The following is a 20,449-nucleotide window of genomic DNA, read 5'->3' as shown; positions in this document are numbered from 1 at the left end:
TATCCCTACAGGCAGTTTAAGGCGATGTAATTCTCCACCCTTGTACCATTTCACATGAGAATAATTACGAATATTCGATTCTTGTAAAATTTGTTTTGTAGGAATTCCTGCTAATCTCAGTTCAATTGCTTTCATTTTCACTTCTAACGGGTAACTCTCTCTTCCCCATAGAAAAGAATCCTTCACGTTGATTTGATAGGTTACATACCCATTTTTCAACGAAAGGTGTATTTATCACATTTTTGTAGGTCAGTTCAATAACAAGTTGTAGAACCTTTTATCTTACTCCGAAAATAGAGTTATTATGAAATTGACTTAATAATTTTCAAATAGTCTTGTTGATTGTCCATCTCATATAAAGTATTTTGTTTTAATTGAAAAATAGTGATATTTAAAGTTTCAATTAAATCCAAAGGTATGTTATCCCAGTATAAGGAAGGTTTTTTAAGATTTTTCGATTGCAAGTAATTTGAAAAGTGTTGTTTTATTATTTTACAGTCTTGCATTGCCCAAAAGGAAACCCCAGATAAAGATGGGAGTCGTTCGTCAGTGATTTTTATATCTATTACTTTTTGATTGTTGTCTAATATTGGACACCATTCATTTTCTTGATCGATTCGAACAATTGTAAAATATGTACTTTGTATAGGTTTAAGGTTTAAAAAAATATTTTCAAGAAAGACCGTATCTGCATCGATGATAAATGAATCCCCAAAATAAGGTAGGGCTAATTTGAAGCTGTAAATACTATTGTATTCTTTATACATTTTATTGAAGATTAATTTTACTCCTGGAAATTTTTTTGTCAGATATTCAAATTGATTAGCTAAATGGCCAGTAACAATGTAAATCTCATTGATTTTTGCTTCAATTAAAAATTGAATAGTTCTTTCTAAGTTAGGTACTTTATTTATTGGCAAAAGAGCTTTATGTTTTGTTTTTGTCCATTCTTCGAAACGAGATCCGAGTCCCGCTGCAAGAATAATTGCGTTCATAGTTTTACACCCCTTTTGAAAGAAATAATTGTAAAAAATTCTTTTGGATTATTTGTTGTCAAGATAGATCCTGCAATAATAAGCAAGGCTAATAAAAAATCTTTTATTCCTGCTTCAAATCCTAATAATAGACCGAATAAAACAGCCCATGCAGAGTAACTAATATTTAATCCCATAGCTTTTATTGGACCAACGCGATTAATCGATGCGTAGTAAAATAAATATGAAGCAGTGCCCGCTAATGCAGTTAATGCAAATAAAATTATTGTAAAGTCTTGTAATACTAATTTCACTAAAGGAATACCCCCAATAATCGGGACTATAAAAAAGCCATAAACTATTGCGGAAACTGTTTGTCTTATTTGTAAAGCAATAGAAGGTAATATGTCATTTTTCATACCATATGCGGAGATAACAGATTCAGATCCCCATCCTAAAACGCATAACAAAGCGCAAGATAATCCTAAAATTAAATTTTGCGGTTCTTCTTGTAAAGTTAGCCCTAAAAAAATTGTTGCTATTATAGCAAGAGAAAGTCCTATAATGTTTTTCTTAGTCACTTTTTCTTTTAAAAATAAAAAGCTTAAAAAAGATCCAACTGCAGGATATATTGAAGATATAATGGCCGTATAAGAAGGACCAATAAAATTAATTGACAACATAAATCCTGACATACCTATTGGTCCCCCTAAAAGTGCGGCAACCATAATTACTTTCCCACTCCTACTTTTCAATGATTGCTTGAGCTGATGTGTTCGTTTAAAAAACGAATTATGGAACATCATCCATATGCTTGAAAATGTATCATGTAAAAAGGTTGAGATTAAAGGGGCTATAAAAATATAATCTGCAAAAATTGAGCGAGATAGTATAATTCCTATGGTTACCGTATTGACACCCCATAGAATTCCACCAAAAAGACCCATCCATAATCCCTTTTTCTCATACTCTGTAATTTTCAACAGGATTCCAACCCCTTTAATAATTTATATCCCCTTTCATATCTGTTGTGTCCGTAATCTCCAAAAGATTCACCATGTAATTCTTTTACGATTGTCCAAAGACTCCAAAGGACATCCTGTACAGCTTTGTAAAAATTTAATTGGAAATATTCCTCTTCTAAAAGAGGGCGTTGAAAATAAAATTCTAAAAACTTCTGCTCTTCAATGTTCGTCAATTCACTTTCTAAAATATAAGCAGCTAAATCCCAAAAAGGATTATTATATCCCGAATACTCCCAGTCAATTAAAAAAAGTTTCCCTTCGCTCGATTTGATGAAATTCTCTGGAACTAGATCATTGTGGCAAGGACATAAGGAAAAAGATTTTAGTTGCTGAATTTTATCATTTAGTAATTCTATCTTTTCTTTTTTCTTAGAAAAATTAGGGTATTTTTTATCTATGTAATATTTATTTGTTTTGGTGATAATAACAGATTCATAATCTTGCATTATACTTATAAATGAAAAAGCATTATTCATTTTAATATCAGAAGTGTGTAATTTCTTTAAAATAGTAGCTATATTCTCCATATTATTTGTAATTCCAGCTGTTTGTTTCGACAAAGTTTGTGCATTTTTTACATATTTCGCAATTTTGACACCGTCTTGAGCATTAAAATAAAAAGTAGGTACATCAATTTCTAGAGCTGCTATTGACTTAGAGTTGATCATTTCATTATGTCGATTTACTAGACTATTTGTTCCAGCTCCAGGTACTCTAATTAGCAATTCATTTCCATCCATTAAAGTAATTTTATAATTTTTATTAGTCATACCTCCTGAAAATTCAATTCCCCTAATTTCTTCAGGTTTAGTTCCAATAGCTTGATGTAAATAATTTGTAATAAACTGAAATGTTTTTTCGCTGATTTTTCGATTGATATTAGAATATATAACGTCAATAGCTTTATTAAATTGTTCATTAGAATCTATATTAATCCATGTATAATTATCCACATTAATATATGATATGGGCCAATTACTACACTTTAAAATGAAATATTCATATTTTAACCAATTTTCCCCAAAAAGTTCATATAATACCAACATTTCTTTGAACAATTTGATAGATATTTTAGAAAGCCCAACCGCCATACTAGGCGTTGACATGAAAACCACATGATTTTTTTCAGTACATTCAATAATAGTTTCCTCAATAGATCCATTTAAAGCAGTATAAGTAATACAATTTGGATTAGGTGAATCTAGTAGTGTTGTAAGAATATTTTCATCAAAAAATAAATTACCTTCTATTAAAATAAAATCTTTGTTTAGATATTTTTTCAGTAGACTTAATGATTTCATCGTGCCAGTGGATGTATATATGGAATTAATTATAAAATTTACATTTTCACTTTCTAACTCTTCTATAATTAAGTTCTTTTTATAACCCACGATAATAAAAACCTCATAAATATTTCTATTTTTTAACATATCAATTGTTCTTTTTATCATGGTTTGGTGGTCAACTTTTAATAAACAAGATGGAATGTCGAAAGCATTGGAATATCCTGAAGCTAAAATAACAGCAGTATTTATATTATGTATCATTTCTTTGAAACCTTTCATTCAATATCAAAACTTGGTAAAATGTGTTTATGTATTATAAAGATTATACTATATAAAAACTTTAAATACATGAGTTTATAGTAGGAGGAATAATTTTGTCAAGTAAAAATATAATTGAGATTGTAAAAATTTTGCACAATCGAATTGAAGATAGTATGAGGAAAGAAGAAAGAGCAGAAGTAAAAATTGCTTTAGATGAGTTATCAAAAATTGCAAAAACTGAGACTTATTACATAGTTAGCACAACACTATTATTCGAATCTGGGAGCTTTGAAGAAGCTGCTTTGAAAGTCAAAGAAGGATTGCAGCAATTTTCATATTCCTATTCACTGCATTTTAATGCTGCTTTAATCCATTTCTCTTTACAAAAATTTGATAATAGCTTTTATCATTTTGGAAGATGTTTAAGATTATCAGAGAATACAGAAGAGATCGAAGCTGTACAAAATAATCTCACTGAAATGGTATATACATTAAAAAAACAACAATTTTTTTCATCAGAACAATTACAAAGGTACCTAAATAAAGTTGATCAACTTTCTAAAGAAATTGATGAACAGGTCTATCCTTTAAATAAATTTGGAGAAAGCATAATTCGTCAAGTTCAAAACCCTGGTACTGATAATGAAAATATGACAAATATATATAAATCGTTATTTATAGAAAATATCGATAATACATCTAGATATTTTACCAAAACGGAATATTTTCAAGGACATGAAGCTAAGCATTATCAATATGTATTTGATAAGAAAACAACCTTACCTCTTTCTTTTTTAGAGAAAAACACTGAATTAACCATTAAAATAAATAATACTACTTATGATTTTACTAATTCTCTATTAAAGTATAATCAATATAACTACTTGACATTTGACCCTGGGGAAATTGAAATAACTGCAAATCGCCCTTTATTTATTGGTAATCCGATTTCACTGAAAGATGAGCAAAAAAAATATAGATTAGTAGCCCATATTTTTATTGATGGCTTATCCGGGAAATTCTTGGAAGAAAACGACAAAAAAATATTGATTCCCAATATTTTAAATACATTTAACGGTAAATATGAGAATACAAATTGCTATGCCTCTGCTGATTGGACTTTTCCAAGTAACGCAGGGCTAGTTACCGCAATGGATACTATTGCACATGGCCAATACCACTCAAGATTTGGCCATGATTTTTCAGAGAAACAAGAATCACTAATTGAAAAGATTCGTAAATCAGGATATTTTACTGCTTCCTTTACTGGTGATTGGCGCGGTACACCACCCCACGGCTATGGAAAAAGTTTTGATCGAATTGTGTTTAAAAACTCTTTGGGTGGTTTTGGTGCAGGAGAAATCATGGAAGAGGTTATCGATCATTTAGAAACATTCAAAGAAAAAAATAACTATATCTGGTTAGTTCTACCTGATTTACATGATGTAGCCGATGAAATCTTTTCATCAATTAATAGTCAAGTAAATACTAATGTACTAAATCGATTATTTTCTAATAAGGGAGATACCTCTGTACTTACAGATTATGATAAAAATAAAATTATCCGTTATGGAGAAGAGCTGAAAAGAATCGATTTACATTTATCAGTTCTATTCAATTATATCAAACATAACTATGATGAAGATGACGTTCTTCTAATTATTCACTCTGATCACGGGCAAGGATATTTTGAGCAAGAACCAAAGCATTTCCTAAACTATGGGAGAACTAAAGTACCATTTATGTTGTTAGGTGGAGGAATGCAAGGAACTAGTGATAAATTAATGAGCAATCTTGATATCTACCCTACAATATTGGATTTATTAAATATCGAATATGATAAAGAAAAATTGCATGGCAAAGCATTAGAGGATTTCGGTGGCAAACAACGTAAAGAAGTCATGACAGAATCTTACCATCCTAATCAAACTTATAAAGCCGTAATTTATACGAGGGATTTTCAATTTTATTTTGAAACAGAGGATAGTGTTGATAATTATGGAAGAGTCGATTTAGAACACTTTAAGACAGATTTAATTATATTAAATGATAATTTAAATGATACTAATGTAGAAGAAATAATAGACTACTATACAAATTGGATTTTAGAGAAGAGAGTAATTCTTCAGAAATAGAAAATAGCATAAACTTCAATAGAATAAATCCGGAAGCTTTAAATTTTTATCGCACTAAATAATATAAATGATTAATATTACCAATCATAATCCTTCTATCAAAAAATAGGAATTCGCTATATCTCATTAGCATATACTAGTATTCATCTCTTTAAATAAAGGTTCTAAGTTTAATGTTTGGGTACCCTAATCTTTCAGCACGTTAGCCCAAATGAACTCCGGTTTCTTTATACTTTAAATTTAATAAGATTTTTGCTTGAAAGTGATCGAAGCGTCGAAAGCCATATGCATTCCGTTTCATCACTTTTGTTTTATTATTAATGCCTTCCAAGAAGCCGTTGGAATAACCAAAACTAAAGCTATTTAAGATTTCTAATTGCTAGTTTTTCAATGTTTGAATTGCCTTTAAGAAAGCTGGTAATTTTGTCTCTTCTACCTTACGGTAAAAAGCTAGTAATCGCTTCTTCACTTCTACGACATCATTCTTTGTCTTTGCCCAATCAAACCATTCGCAATAGGCTTCCTTTAATTCATGAGCTACTTTTAATGTTTTAGACATTCTGTATAGCGCTGTAAGTACCACTGTTGTTTCGGTGATAATTTAGATGCACGTTTATAAAATACATGACACATACGTTTACATTTTGTGCGATTGTATTTGTCCCATTCTTTTTGTACTTGACGGCGCACTTCATCCATTGCCCAATAGATATAACGGCTAAAATGAAAGGGGTCTGCCACAATAACAGGTCGACCTAGCGCTTGATGAACAGCTGCTTTAGAGCTTGGATTCATATCCATGTCCACTATTTCAACATCTGCTCCCTGCTGACTTAAGTAATTTTTTATTGTTTCATTTTTAAGATTCAGTAAAATACCAATCAGCTCACGCGTCTCCGCATTCGCAATTATTAGTTGAAACGTACCTACATCTGTATCTCCTTTATACTCATTAATCGCGATTGCTTTTGGTAAACATACATCCTCTACTAATTGTTTATTCGTAACCTTTTTAAAACGTCGAATGATCGTCGTGGTTGATGTACCTAGTACTTCTGCAACTTCTTTAAATGTTTTGGCTTTAATAGCACGTATACTCACCATTTGATTCTATTCTTTTGAGTAGTGTTGATATTTATCTATGAAAGGGGAGTTTTCAGAGAAGGCACTTGTAAATACAATGTGATTCGATCACCTACTTCTTCTATTTTCGTAATCTCTACATCTTTTAATCTTGGAATATTCATGTTAAAACTCACTTGCACAGTTCACCTTTCTATTACTTGTTTCTCGACAATTCAAGTATATATAAATTAGTGAATCTGTGTTTTTTTATGTATGTAATTTTTTGAATACCAAAAAAAATATTATAGAACCGAACCTAGAAATAATCTAAATATTTCCTTTTTTATGATATAAATGCCGTGTCTCACATTTCTCGCAAAGAAAAGAGACCATCGATTAATCGATGGCCTCTTTTGTTGTCTAAATTTGTCCAGCGTTTCCCTGACCGAATTGCTGTTGTCGATTAATGCGAATAACTTCCTTCCATGTATCACGGAATTCCGTCACTAATCCCTCAACTTCTTCAATAATAGCGACATCACTTTGAATGTTTGCCTCGACTAAGCGACGGTTGATATATTCATAAAGGGCAAACATATTTTTTGACACTTCGATATCCATATTCAAAGTCGACATCAGCTCGCTAATAATCGCTTGTGATTTGATAAGATTTGTGTTTTTTTCCTGGATATTCTTTTCTTGAATTGCTAGCTTAGCTTTGTGCAAGAACTTTAAACATCCATTATAAAGCATTAACGTTAGCTCACCAGGTGAAGCAGTGGTAACACTATTTTGTTTATACGCGTTTTGCGCTGTTAAATTTGCTGCCAATAAAGGACAACTCCTTTGAAAGGTTACTTATTTACTAGTTTAAACCATTTTATGAAGAAAAGCGAATAGGTAATTATTAATTCTTTTTGTCATAATACATACCGTCCATTACACGAACATTCGAGTAAGGATTGAAGTATTGCTCTTCACTTTTTTTCGTTTTCTGTAGGTTTCCCATATCCTGTTTTACGGCGCTCATCACAGCAGCCAATCGTTCTTTTATCCCATTATCTAATTCAAGTAACGTTCGATGAATGCGATTCTGTTCGTCGAATTGAAAGCCTTCTTGAACCAAACCTTCAATAATCGTTCCACGTTTGTCCAACATGCTATTGATGTTGTCAATGTATTCATCACGCTCTTCACCATTTGGGCTATCTCCCAAAAGCTTAAATAAATTAGCTGATACCTGTAATAGTTGATCTATTAATTGCATAATGTTCTCCTACTTTGCTAATTAGAAACATGTCAAAACCTTAACCTTGCATGAACATACTAGATTGCTGGTTTGCTTTATTAATGGCCTGCTCCATCGCTGTGAATTGTTTCCAGTAACGAGATTCTATATCCTCTAATTTTCTCTTCCAAGTGCTGATTCGACTTTCTGTATCGACTAGATTAGTACCAATTGCATATTGAGCGTCCGTCATCGTAGAACGACCAGCTTTTTTCTCGATAGTAATTTCAAAACTTTTCATCGACCCACGCAATTTTTCTAAATAACCACGTGTATCAACTGTTTTACCATCTACTACATCATCTTTTTTACCTTCACTATTTTTAAAGAGTTTTTCAACTGCATCAGGGTCTTCTTCTAATACTTTTCGTAATTTTGTTTCATCAATTTCTAATGTACCGCCATCATTATAATTTTTTGATGTTGTAATCCCAATGCTATAGAGAGTATTATATTTTGAGTCAATACCAGGATTTGATTGATATACTAAAGAACGCATACCAGAAAGCCCTTCACGAATAAGAGTATCACCTCTTAGTAATCCACTCTTCGCTTTTTCTTCCCAAAGCTTAATCTCATTTTCTGACATATCTTCTCTTTGCTCACTAGTCAATGGCTTATAATCACGATATTTAGTTTCTTTTGTTTGATCATTTAAAGCTTTTATAAAACCGTTATAAGTAGTGACAAATTCCTTAATTTTGGCCATGCTGTCATCAACATTTGTTGTTGATGTCATTGTGACTGCTTGTGCTTTCGGAGCACCATTTACTTTATCATCATCAATTATTTTACCGCCACTACCATCATCCTTTAAAATACCTGCCGCAGTTGCTTCTGCTGTTGCTGTTTTTTCGGTATTAGTTGCTTCCGCTAAACGAGTTTGAGCTGCTTTTTCTTCAGCATCTGCAGTTAAATACTCGGAACGCTTGATATTTTGATCAGCTAAAGCATAAAATTGACCTTTTTTTTCTGGTGATAAACTATTCCAAACTTCTTTTTGTTGCTCTGTTAAATCTTCAACCTTTTTAGAACCATCTTGTAAACCTTTAATTAACGCATCTCCAAACTGACTATACTTTTGTTTTAAATCCTCAGCCTGAGCTTTTTCTTGATAAGTTTTTAAAGTTGTCGAATCTGTTGCTATTAAATTAGTTAAATCATCCTTACTTAAAGATTTTAACGCATCTTTTACTTCTTTTGTAAATTCCGTATTATCGTCTATATCTTTATGGATTTTTTCAATTGAATCATCACTGTTATATGGGAAGCGTTTTAATGCATCAATGGCATTTTGATCAAAATCTTTTAATTTTGCACCATATTTTTCGTACTCTGCTTGAGCTTTAAAATCTGTAAGTTGATCTTTGTTTGAAAATAAAACATCTAGCGCTGCATTAGATATACCCTTTAATTTTTCTTTGCTTTCATCACTTAAAGAGCTCCCGTCTATATTATCTTTGATACCTTGTACCGATGACTGGTTTTTGATGAAATTTATTTCATCTGTTGATAAATTTCTCCATGAATCGCTTCCAAGTTTGTTGTATTGCACTTGTTGTGTCAAAGTTAAAGTATTACCAAAAGCGTTTTTATAAGCAGTTTCATGATTGGCTGTGTAACTATTAATATCACTAGCACCATAAGCTCCTTGTTTTGTTGTTAGATTTGCTTGTTTGTTCACTAAATTAGTAGTAGCATTTTTTAATTCTTCCACAGCAGCCTTATATTTATCTGCAATCGTTTGAAGGCCATTGAACGTATCTTTCAACGTTACATTATAACCCGAAATCGTAAAAGTATTAGTTGTTCGTTCTGTTGCTATGCCATTCACAGTGAAAATAGCATTTTTTCCTTCTGTATTTTGAACTTTATTAGGATCAGCAAACCCTAACTTGTTAAAAATGTCTAATCCTCCTACAACTTTGATTTCATCATCACCTTTAACATCACCAGTGTTTTTGGCAGTAAATGAAAATCGACCATTTTCAAATACAGCGCTAATTCCTGCATTACTAGAATTCACTTTACTAATAAACTGATTCACTGTCATATCAGAAGTAATTTCAATTTTTGTTGCTTCACTTGCTAATTGGCCATTACTTTGAATAGCCTTAAATTCTATAGTTCCTGTCGCTCCTAAATCGGACATTTTCGTTGTTCCTACAGCATTAACTTGATCACCAACTTTACGAGCTGCTGTAGCTAATTGTGAAACACCCTCAATCGAAAGTGTTCCTGCAGCGCTTCCTGTTGCAGTAGCAGATACTAAATTAGAATTTGAACTAGCCGCAGTTTTAGAGATAAGACTTTTTAGTACTAGATTATCTGAAATATAAGTATCAAATGTTTTTATCTTTGTGTTGGCACTGCGATATGCGTCACGTTGCCATTCATACGTTTGTTTCTTTTGATATAACTTGTTTAATGGTGCTCTTTCCGCATTCATTAATTTTTTTACTAATGAATCTATATCCATTCCTGATGCTAATCCGCCGATTCTATTTACCATTATATTTTCCTCCTAAATGTCCTTATATTTTTTCGTCTACAATCATCCCTAATAACTTTTGCATCTCATAAAATGCGTCTAAAAGTTTTTTTGGAGGGATTTCTTTTACTACTTCTTCAGTTTGGGTATCAACAACCTGTACGAAATAACGATCTAAACCGTCATGCAACACAAATTTAGAAGCATTATGATTGATTTGTAAAAATTCATTTACAGTGTCTACCACATTTTGCAGCTTTTCTTTAGATATATCTTGCCCCTCTGCAGTTGGTATTTTTTCTCCTTGTAATTGCGTTACTAACTGAGATTTAATAGTAGTCATTGCAGTTTCTTCTAAACCAGCTTTTTTAGAAGATGTTGATGACGTTGTAGTTCCCACATCTGTAGATTGTCCTTGATCTGCAATACGCATAATATGTGACCTCCTAAACTTTTCTTATTCTTATATTTAATATCGGAAGTTTCTAGAAATATTTCACCTTTTTACGGCAAACTACTTTAGTTAACACCTTTCTCAAAAAAGCCTCTTATTCAGATGATATTTAAATCTGAATAAGAGGCTTCTTCGAATGTTTTACTATTATTTTAAAAAACATTTATAACAAATTTTAGTTACTTCACTTACTAATCATGACAAACATATGCCCCATTGTTGTGTAACCTAAATTTACCATACCTTCACGGACATCTATCAAATAAGAAGGGTTATGTTCGATTACCTTAGCAAGCTGTTGGACACATTCAATAAACATTTCTTGCGTTAATTGTTGTTGTTTAGCGGCCATGCCAATTAAATGCAACTTAATTAATGTAAAATTGATAACAAGCATCATATAACTTTCAAATAATGTCTGATAATCATATGGGAATAGATTTTTAAATACATAGTTCACAATATAGTTTTCAAACATATATTCATGTTGTTTAATAAATGGTTCATATACATGAGTATAAGATTCTCGATATTTCGTAATAGTTGTTTCCATATCCTGTACTTCTAGTTCTTCATCCTCCTCCAAAGCTAAGCCTTCTATTAATTGTTGAAGAATGGCTACATACTTTTCTGAAGAAATGCCACCTGTTATACGAAAACGAATTAAAGCACGGGCTAAATTCAGTTGAAAATTTAGATTACCCTTAATATCTTTTAATGATTCAATAAATTCATCATTATTTAAGCGATTTAAATAATCCTGCATAATCAGTGGTAACTCTTGTTCTAACTCACTCGGCTTTAATTGTTCAATTTTTTGTATGAATAACCCTAATACAATTAAACGAATTTCAATAGGTTGTTGACGACTTTGAAGAAGCTGAATCGTAAAAATACGCAAATCCCAAAAATGAGGGTGTTTTTCTAATATTAGCTCCCTATTCATTAGTCCACGCGTATTTTTCGGTTCTTCCGTCTCAATAAAACCTATCCCTTCTTTACGTAATAGAACAACTCGTGCTGCCTCTGGGCAAGATAATGTTAAACTTTTTTCTGTTACATCACCGACACTTGCAAGGGATCTCGGGTAAACAGCACAAGTATTACATAAAAATTCTTCTCCTAATTCTTTATGAATACTACATAACCCGTCCTCTAACATCATATGACACCTTTTATTGTCATCTAAAATAAACTTTGCATAATTAGAGTCATCATGACCTTTACGATTTCGTTTTACATACTTCAATAATTTTTCTGTCATCTCTGGCTGACGTACTTTACGATACGTTTGATATGTTTTCTTTTCAACTGTTATATTCCAACCAGCACAACAAGTATCTTCACAAGCACTACCAATACAATTAAAGTCATTTAAATATTCAGGTATTAATATAGGTCTCATTTTTCCACATCCTATACACTACACTCATATAATTATTTATTACATAAATGTTCATATTTATTTTGATATTTTAATCAAAGGAATTTTTTGGATTTTTTTATTTTTTTCGAGCGTAATATTTTTATAAATCCTCAAATTTTAATGGTGAACCCACAATATAATCTTTTCGAGCTTTTTTATTTAGTACGTGATTGAAATACTTAGGTTCTAGACCATATCCTGGACGTACAATTTTTATATTTTCTTTTGTAAATTTCTCTCCAGCTTTTATATCTTTGGATACATAAATTGAACGACGGAACTTTAGAGAAGCTTTTTCTTTTTCTGTTGGACCATAAGTAACTTTTCCCATAGCTATCCAAGCTCGTTCAGTCTCATCTACAAGCGCCCTCATTTCAGCTGGTTCCATTGAAAATGCTGCATCAACACCACCATCTGCTCGGTCCAATGTAAAATGTTTTTCTATGACTGTTGAACCTAGTGCAACACTTGCTACAGCCACACCTATCCCGAGTGTATGGTCAGATAATCCGATTTGGACATCGTTAAATAAATGTTTCATATGTGGAATGGTTAAAATATTTGTGTTTTCAGGTGTTGCAGGGTATGTACTTGTACATTTTAATAATACTAAGTCTTTACAGCCAGCTTCTTTGGCTGTTCGTACTAATTCATCTAATTCCGCCAATGTTGCCATACCTGTGGATACTATCATTGGTTTACCAGTTGCAGCAACTTTTTTGATAAGCGGTAAATCCGTATTCTCAAAGGAAGCAATTTTATAGAGCGGAACTTCTAATTCCTCTAAAAAATCAACAGCTGTTTCATCAAATGGCGTACTAAAAGCAATCATTCCCAATTCTTTTGCACGATCAAAAATTGGTTTATGCCACTCCCAAGGAGTATAAGCTTGCTGATACAAATTATATAAATTCCGTCCATTCCACAAACTTGTATCATCATTTATTTGGAAACCCGGATTATCTAAATTTAATGTCATTGTATCTGCTGTATATGTTTGAATCTTTAATGCATGTGCTCCTGAAGCTGCAGCAGCTTCTACTATTTTTAATGCACGTTCAAGAGATTGGTTATGGTTCCCTGACATTTCTGCAATAATAAATGGTTTTGAAAGTGATCCAATATTAAATTTCTCCACTTGTATTTGTTTCATTTTAATTACCCTTCTAACTCTAAAATTAATTGTTTTTTATGTACTTCCCATTCTTCTGCAAATAAACTGTATACATAAATATCTTCATACTTATCATTACGTTTTATTTGTTTACGTAATATACCATCTAGTTTAAATCCCAATTTTTCATGAAAATTACAACTTATTTTATTTGTTTCAATTACTTCAGCACATAGTTTTCTAAATTTTAATTCTTTGAAAACAAATTCGAGAGCAGTATACCCTAATAACAACCCCGTACCTTTTGGCGCTTTCTTATCACCTATATAAAAACCCCATGAACATCTATTTGAATAACTATCTATGTCAATAACATTTAGTATTCCATAATCAACATTATTAACTGAAAAAATTTTTGAAATTCCACGATTACTATTCTTTAATTCTTTATACCAATTAATATGTTGTTGCCATTCAATAATATTATCGTTAAACATTACCGATCTAATATGTTCTTGATTACGCCATATTAAAATTTTTTCTAAATCATCTACAACGAGATCCCTAAGTGATGCATTAAACAATATATTACATCCTCTCATGATATTAAATTTTCACAACTTTGTATTATGCGCCCTAATTCAACTGAATCTATATATAGAAGTTCAAGATTTATAAGTATTTGATTACCTGTTGTTTCATTAGAGACACCTAGATAAATTATTGCCCCGGTATTTGCGACTGCTTTTGCAACTTCTACTTGATTCTTCGCAACTGCAATAACAATCGAAGGTAATCTTAAAAAAATTCTTTCCCAAGTAGTCGCTCCAGCCGCTCCAATAGCTAAATCTGATTTAGCCATTAATTCAGCAATATTATTAATTTGACAATGATAATGGATTCTATCATATGCTGAAGCAATTTCTTTAATTTGTATTTTGTTTAGATTAGAATTCCCTACAACAACGTCTACATTTAGAGCATATTTTTCTATCATAGGGATAATAGCTCGTAAAACTTTCTCTGTTTCATTGGTTGGATCACTACCACCAAAGAAAATGAATAGGCGCTCAACTCTCCCATTAAAAGGTTTTATATGTTTTTTCGCTTCTATAAACTCATCTCTTAACAAAGCATGACTTGGCCCTAGTAGCATTTTAGCAGAAAAAGGAACTAACCCATCGTACCTTGTGTCCATATCTAAATAGAAATTTTGATCCAGTAATATATCACAGTCATGGTTACGATTTGCCAAGTCATCAATAACCATTATACTCTTAACAAAAGGTCGAACTAATTGTTCCCATTTAATATCAATTGAGTAATGATCGATAATCAGCTTTTCCACCGTATATTGTTTTAAAATCTCAATTGTCTCATAAGCATCTTTTACCCAGTATTCAGCTACAAAATTCCATAAAGAACCACCACAAGGCGGTAAATTATAAACAACAAACCCTTGTTGTTCTATTAATGTTATACATTCACCCTTTGCACCTCTACAAATAAAAGCTACCTGTTGTCCATCTTTTTTTAGCCTGTGCGCTAATGTTAAACAACGCATCACATGTCCAGTGCCAATTTCAACTGAGGCATCCACTCTTATAAATGTATCCATACTTTTCACCTATAACTTCTTTTGTTCAATATGAGCGTTAATATAAAACCAATCTGGATTAGCTTCCATAAGTTTCACTGTATCATGGAAGGTAAATTTGGGATTATCATTATACAGCTTTTCTATTATATTTTTAATTAGCTGAAAATCTTCCTCTGTATCCACTGTCCATCGATATTTACTATAATCCACTTCATTTCGGACACTACTTATTTTAAAAACATCAGGATTCGTATAAATATAAGCAGTTACATGTTCACGATCCCTTTCCATAACAGCTTCCTTATAAGCCTTTTCTAAAGCTGCAAACGTAAATGCTTCCGTATCTAAACCTCTTGGATAAGTTCTATCAACCGTATTTGATACATATTCAAAATTATTATCTACAAAATATTGTATTGTTTTATCAACCACTTGCACATCAATTATCGGGCAATCTGAAGTAATTCGGACAATTGCATCTGCTTTAAATGCTTTAGCTGTCTCATAATATCTAGCCAATACATCTTCTTCTGATCCTCTGAACCACTTAATATTATTTTTCTTGCAAAACTCTACTATTAAATCATCTTTTTCATCAATGGTAGTTGCTATTACTAAATCATTGATATAATTACTTTGCTGTAAACGCTCTAATTGATATGATAATAAAGGTCTACCATTCACTTTTTTTAGGATTTTCCCAGGTAGACGAGTTGAACCCATTCTTGCTTGAATTATTGCTACAATTCTCATTTTTTCACCTTTTCTAATTCCATAATCAACGAATCGATTACATCCTTTGCATCCTCATTCGACATTTTCGGGAATAATGGTAAGGTAATAATTGCCTCATATAGTTCTTCTGCTTTAGGCATAGACCCTTTGACGTACCCTAATCCCTGATAATATGACAAAGTGTGTACTGGAATGTAGTGGACATTCACACCAATATTTTGAGCTAATAATGCCTCAAATATTTCTTTCCGAGTTACGCTGATGTTTTCCAGATTTAATTTAATGATATAAAGGTGCCAACTTGAAACTCCATCTAATTGTTGAGTTGGTATAAATAAACATTCATTATTCTTAAACGCTTCATTATATAGTTGGGCAATTTCACGGCGACGTGCTACAAACTGATCTAACTTCCTGAGCTGACTAATGCCTAGAGCAGCTTGAATATCTGTCATTCGATAATTGAATCCTAAAAATTGCATATCATAATACCAAGGACCATCGTTTTTTGCAAGATTACTTGCCTCTCTTGTTATTCCATGAGAACGAAATTGTAAGAGTTTTTTATATAGAGCTTCATTGTTAGTTGTTATAACGCCACCCTCACCTGTGGTAACATGCTTTACTGGATGAAAGCTAAACATTGTCATATCACTAAAGGCACCTATTTTTTCTCCTTTATATTCAGCTCCTAGTGCGTGTGCCGCATCCTCAATGACAATTAAGTTATGTTTTTTCGCAATAGCATGAATTTCTGCTAACTGCACAGGCTGACCTGTAAAATGAACAGGAATAATAGCTTTTGTATTAGGTGTAATTTTCTTTTCAATTTCCAAAGGATCAATGTTATACGTATCTTCTTTAATATCTGCAAATACAACTGTGCCACCTACATAGCGTACACAATTTGCACTTGCTGCAAAAGTGATTGGTGTAGTAATAACTTCATCACCTTCACCAATACCTGCAACAAAGCATGCTCCATGTAGCGCTGCCGTTCCATTTGAAAATGCTACAGCATATTTAGAGCCAACATATTCTGCCATGCATTCTTCGAATTCTGCAATTGTTGGGCCTGTTGTTAAAAAACTACCTTTTAATACGTTTACAACAGCTCGTATATCCTCTTCATCTAACCATTGTTGTCCATACGGTAAATATGTATCACGCATTTCTTTTCACTCCCCGAAAGAAAAAATGCAGTCTGAGACTACATTTCTTCTACTAAATCTTTTAATTGTTCTATAGTTAACCATTCAGTATTATTATCACTTGTATAAGCAAATCCATCTGGTAAAGCTTTGCCCCCATTTATTTGCTCTTGAGCTAATGAAGCTAGTTCTGGTTGAATTACATAGTAATTATTGAACTCTACTGTATGACGTGCATCATCTTCCATAATCATCGCTTCATGTAATTTCTCACCAGGACGAATTCCAATCACTTCTATTTCACATTCAGGACCAATTGCTTTAGCTAAATCTGTCACCTTCATACTTGGAATCTTCGGCACAAAAATTTCTCCACCGAACATACGCTCTAAATTATCTAATACGAATTGTACTCCTTGATCAAGGGTAATCCAGAATCGCGTCATACGCTCATCAGTAATTGGTAATTTACCTGTATCCTTAATTTTTTTAAAGAATGGTACTACGCTACCACGACTTCCTACTACGTTACCATAGCGCACAACTGCAAACCGAGTTTTCTTTTCTCCTACATAAGCATTAGCCGCAACAAATAATTTATCAGATGCTAGTTTTGTCGCACCATATAAATTCACAGGGCTACATGCTTTGTCTGTCGAAAGTGCAATTACCTTTTCTACACCACGATCAATAGCTGCTTCAATAATATTTTGTGCACCATGGATATTTGTTTTTACCGCCTCAAATGGGTTATATTCACATGCATCAACATGCTTCATAGCAGCTGCATGAATGACGATATCCACACCATCGAATGCACGATATAAACGGTCTTTATCCCGCACATCACCAATAAAGAATCGGATGCGTTCATCTTGGAACTCTTGTTTCATTTCATATTGCTTTAGTTCATCGCGACTGAAAACGATGATTTTTTTTACACCTAATGTAAGTGCTTTTCCAATAAATTTTTTACCAAAAGAGCCTGTCCCGCCTGTTACTAATACCACTTTATCTTTTAAAACACTCATTGTATTTCCCCTTATCTATGTATCATATAAATATTATATCGGATAATTTTAACGTATTTCTACATTTGAAAAATAATAAATATAATAATTAATGCGGTATCCCTACTAATTTTACTTTTAGCCAATGTACTCTACACCATTTTCACAATATCAAACGATTTATTTTAATAGAATATACGAAAAAACACTTTTTGAATTTAATTATAAATTCAAAAAGTGTTCTTATTTAACGATCAGCTATGACTAAAAAATTAATTTCAAGCTATTATTTGTTCAAAATATGGCATCACTTCATATTCAAAAATATCAGCTACAAGAACAAAATCTTGTTTTTCTAAACCTTCGTTGATAAGATTTAAATAATCTTCTAATTGATGTTTATTTAAATTCACATTGACCCCTTGCCCCATTAATATCTCTTCCATTTGTTTTATCCAAGTTATTCCTTCTGAAAAATTTAATATTTCATTTAAAGCTGTCTGAACATTGTCAGCTCTTAAATTATCAGCAATATATTGCAACCCTGTCGGAATTTTAGCTACATATTTATAATATTCATCCACAATCTCTAATTTATCCATTTTAACAACCCCCGAATTCGTCTAATGCTACTCTTGTATATTTTAAAGATTTTTCAGTTGCCTCTAAAATATTTTCATAAAGATACATATTTTTTTTATGAATTTGTTTAAATTTTTCTTTTGTCTCTATTTGTTTATTATCTATGTTCATTCTCATTACATCCATAGTAATTGGATCAATGATTCTTTCCATAATAACTTGTGGGTAATATTCTTTCAATTTAGAATCAATTTTATCTAACTTTTTTAAAGTACTAGCTGAAAATAAAGTATTATTTCTTTCTTCTTTTAATAGTTGAATCGCTTCAACTATTAATTTTTTTATTTTTAAATAGATTTCGATTTCTTTACTCATAAATTCTTTATAAATTGCATCGTTATCATTTACTTCATTATTAAGTTTCAACTTTGGAATATTATTCATATGATTAATATAATTTTCACAAAAAGCTTCAAAATCTAATTGTGGTATACCATTAATCTTCACACCGCCTTCTGTACAATTATAGATTTTATGAGTACGCTGTAGGATTTGATATAATTTCTCTAAACCTTTTCTCATACTATTAAATTGGTGATTTGTTTTTACAGGTTCTCCATAGTATCCCTCTACTTCAAAAACCATATCTTTCTTGAAAAACTCATCATTCAATTCACTGTAATGGTTATTATTTTCTGCATGGGATTTATTGTTTGTAAAGGCTAAATCCTGTCCAATGATTGCTATAGGCCCTGTACTGATTTTACTTGCTACTTCTAATGCGGTTATAGCAACTGTACCACCAGTTGATAACATCGGAAGATCTTTTCCTAATCCTTCTTTAATACGATTTTGTATACTATCTTCTCCATAAAAACAAAAACTATAGCGGTTTCCTTTGAAATCTTTTTCTATTCTCCATGCATTTCCTAAACCATAAATTAAATCGAAATTATTATTTTTAATGTTCTTAAAGTGTAAATAATTACTTTCTCCACCATCCATCGATACTACATAGTCAGGAATAATATCTGCAGCTAATAATGAGTTAATTGTCGATCCGGCACTAATTATCAAACATTTATCTTTTATCTTTTTCAACACTGATAATTGTTTCGTTAATGAAGGTCCTCCCGAAGCTAGGATCACTGGACATTCATATTTATTGTAAAGTTCTTTTAAACTTTGATCTTTATGAACATAATGTAAATTCATAATGTAATTTTCCTGCCATAAATCACCAAAAAATCTTATTGTATTTTCATTCACAATATCTTCAATTTGAATATGACGAATAAAATCAAGGAATTCTTTATATTCCCTGTCAAAAATTTTATCGTAATTAGGCGAAATCAGTATATTGACCTTACGATCAAAGTCAGCAATATGATTCTCACTACGTTTACAAAAGTCTTGGAAATCAGAAAAGACATTAACGATTTTATCTTTATTTTTAATATTTAAACGATTAAATAAAGGATCGTATACTAAAATATCTGTTTTTTCATACTTCTTAGCAATAGTATTAGCTATATAACCTAACCCATACCCAAAAAGTATATTTAAATATCCTTCTTTATAGTTATTATCTATGTATTTATCAGCTTCTGCTTCTGGATTGTAATTGCTATGTAAAAAATACCCATTAACTTTCGCATTAGGCTTTTCATTTTTTGTTTGTAAATAAACTATTTCTAAATCTTCCATAAAGTCGTCTCCTTGCTTCACTTAGTGAGGCTTTTCCTTATAAGAAAGGATTTTTTAGTGATACCTGTTTACCAATACCGATATATCAACTTCTTAGTTTATATCGGTATAAAAAAGGATTTTTAAATTTTTTATAAAAAAAAGC

17 protein-coding genes and 1 pseudogene are annotated in these 20,449 nt (G+C 31.6%); 1 reads left to right on the top strand and 17 read right to left on the bottom strand.

The genetic code is table 11. The features are described from left to right. Nucleotides 1-302 precede the first annotated feature (302 nt). From AC3WSO_RS04360 to AC3WSO_RS04350, 3 genes are read right to left on the bottom strand one after another with little or no spacing between them, the layout of a single operon-like run. Nucleotides 303-995 (bottom strand): NTP transferase domain-containing protein, encoded by a 693-nt coding sequence (locus AC3WSO_RS04360; RefSeq protein WP_492529028.1) that lies wholly within the window; start codon nucleotides 993-995, stop codon nucleotides 303-305. Beyond that, nucleotides 992-1,957: a DMT family transporter gene (locus AC3WSO_RS04355; RefSeq protein WP_492529026.1), complete on the bottom strand. Its 966-nt coding sequence runs from the start codon at nucleotides 1,955-1,957 to the stop codon at nucleotides 992-994. The genes AC3WSO_RS04360 and AC3WSO_RS04355 overlap by 4 nt, the downstream gene beginning before the upstream one ends. Continuing rightward, nucleotides 1,954-3,546 carry a phosphotransferase gene (locus AC3WSO_RS04350; protein WP_492529024.1) on the bottom strand — a complete coding sequence of 531 codons (1,593 nt, stop codon included), beginning with the start codon at nucleotides 3,544-3,546 and terminating at the stop codon, nucleotides 1,954-1,956. Before AC3WSO_RS04350 ends, AC3WSO_RS04355 begins: the two co-directional genes overlap by 4 nt. 113 nt (nucleotides 3,547-3,659) lie before the next feature. Here AC3WSO_RS04350 and AC3WSO_RS04345 point away from each other — a divergent pair, with 113 nt between their 5' ends. Next, nucleotides 3,660-5,681: a sulfatase-like hydrolase/transferase gene (locus AC3WSO_RS04345; RefSeq protein ID WP_492529022.1), complete on the top strand. Its 2,022-nt coding sequence runs from the start codon at nucleotides 3,660-3,662 to the stop codon at nucleotides 5,679-5,681. Between the two features lie 202 nt (nucleotides 5,682-5,883). Here the strand turns inward: AC3WSO_RS04345 and AC3WSO_RS04340 are convergent. The 14 genes and pseudogenes from AC3WSO_RS04340 to AC3WSO_RS04275 all read right to left on the bottom strand — a co-directional run bounded on the left by AC3WSO_RS04340 (nucleotide 5,884) and on the right by AC3WSO_RS04275 (nucleotide 20,304). After that, nucleotides 5,884-6,940 (bottom strand): annotated as a pseudogene (locus AC3WSO_RS04340) (ISL3 family transposase). A gap of 226 nt (nucleotides 6,941-7,166) precedes the next feature. Next, nucleotides 7,167-7,577 (bottom strand): flagellar export chaperone FliS, encoded by a 411-nt coding sequence (gene fliS / locus AC3WSO_RS04335; protein ID WP_492529020.1) that lies wholly within the window; start codon nucleotides 7,575-7,577, stop codon nucleotides 7,167-7,169. A 76-nt stretch (nucleotides 7,578-7,653) separates the two neighbouring features. After that, a complete protein-coding gene (gene fliT / locus AC3WSO_RS04330) occupies nucleotides 7,654-8,013 on the bottom strand; it encodes a flagellar protein FliT (protein WP_492529018.1) in 360 nt (119 codons plus the stop codon). 40 nt (nucleotides 8,014-8,053) lie between these two features. After that, the gene (fliD, locus tag AC3WSO_RS04325; RefSeq protein ID WP_492529016.1) at nucleotides 8,054-10,546 is read right to left on the bottom strand and encodes a flagellar filament capping protein FliD; all 2,493 of its coding nucleotides are present in this window, start codon (nucleotides 10,544-10,546) and stop codon (nucleotides 8,054-8,056) included. 22 nt (nucleotides 10,547-10,568) lie between these two features. Further along, entirely contained in the window at nucleotides 10,569-10,958 is a 390-nt protein-coding gene (locus AC3WSO_RS04320) for a flagellar protein FlaG (RefSeq protein ID WP_492529015.1), read from the bottom strand. Nucleotides 10,959-11,163: 205 nt separating this feature from the next. Further along, on the bottom strand, nucleotides 11,164-12,384 hold the full coding sequence (gene fliB / locus AC3WSO_RS04315) for a flagellin lysine-N-methylase (protein WP_492529013.1): 1,221 nt from the start codon (nucleotides 12,382-12,384) through the stop codon (nucleotides 11,164-11,166). A 121-nt stretch (nucleotides 12,385-12,505) separates the two neighbouring features. After that, nucleotides 12,506-13,558 carry a pseudaminic acid synthase gene (gene pseI, locus AC3WSO_RS04310; protein WP_492529011.1) on the bottom strand — a complete coding sequence of 351 codons (1,053 nt, stop codon included), beginning with the start codon at nucleotides 13,556-13,558 and terminating at the stop codon, nucleotides 12,506-12,508. 5 nt (nucleotides 13,559-13,563) lie between these two features. Beyond that, nucleotides 13,564-14,103 carry a UDP-4-amino-4,6-dideoxy-N-acetyl-beta-L-altrosamine N-acetyltransferase gene (pseH, locus tag AC3WSO_RS04305; RefSeq protein WP_492529009.1) on the bottom strand — a complete coding sequence of 180 codons (540 nt, stop codon included), beginning with the start codon at nucleotides 14,101-14,103 and terminating at the stop codon, nucleotides 13,564-13,566. 14 nt (nucleotides 14,104-14,117) lie between these two features. Then, complete coding sequence (gene pseG, locus AC3WSO_RS04300) at nucleotides 14,118-15,137, bottom strand: UDP-2,4-diacetamido-2,4,6-trideoxy-beta-L-altropyranose hydrolase (RefSeq protein ID WP_492529008.1); 1,020 nt, start codon at nucleotides 15,135-15,137, stop codon at nucleotides 14,118-14,120. Nucleotides 15,138-15,146: 9 nt separating this feature from the next. Further along, on the bottom strand, nucleotides 15,147-15,872 hold the full coding sequence (locus tag AC3WSO_RS04295; protein WP_492529006.1) for a cytidylyltransferase domain-containing protein: 726 nt from the start codon (nucleotides 15,870-15,872) through the stop codon (nucleotides 15,147-15,149). After that, nucleotides 15,869-17,026, bottom strand: coding sequence for a UDP-4-amino-4,6-dideoxy-N-acetyl-beta-L-altrosamine transaminase (gene pseC, locus AC3WSO_RS04290; RefSeq protein WP_492529004.1), 1,158 nt, complete (start codon nucleotides 17,024-17,026; stop codon nucleotides 15,869-15,871). Before pseC ends, AC3WSO_RS04295 begins: the two co-directional genes overlap by 4 nt. Before the next feature lie 38 nt (nucleotides 17,027-17,064). Then, a complete protein-coding gene (gene pseB, locus AC3WSO_RS04285; RefSeq protein ID WP_492529002.1) occupies nucleotides 17,065-18,036 on the bottom strand; it encodes a UDP-N-acetylglucosamine 4,6-dehydratase (inverting) in 972 nt (323 codons plus the stop codon). A gap of 257 nt (nucleotides 18,037-18,293) precedes the next feature. Next, nucleotides 18,294-18,617 (bottom strand): DUF8042 domain-containing protein, encoded by a 324-nt coding sequence (locus AC3WSO_RS04280; RefSeq protein ID WP_492529000.1) that lies wholly within the window; start codon nucleotides 18,615-18,617, stop codon nucleotides 18,294-18,296. Between the two features lies 1 nt (nucleotide 18,618). Next, complete coding sequence (locus AC3WSO_RS04275; RefSeq protein ID WP_492528998.1) at nucleotides 18,619-20,304, bottom strand: motility associated factor glycosyltransferase family protein; 1,686 nt, start codon at nucleotides 20,302-20,304, stop codon at nucleotides 18,619-18,621. Nucleotides 20,305-20,449 lie beyond the last annotated feature (145 nt).

It is taken from the genome of Lysinibacillus sp. EB106-09-02-XG168 (assembly GCF_058791475.1).
Note: the sequence above shows the minus strand (reverse complement) of the source record. Positions and strands in the feature narration are given on the sequence as shown.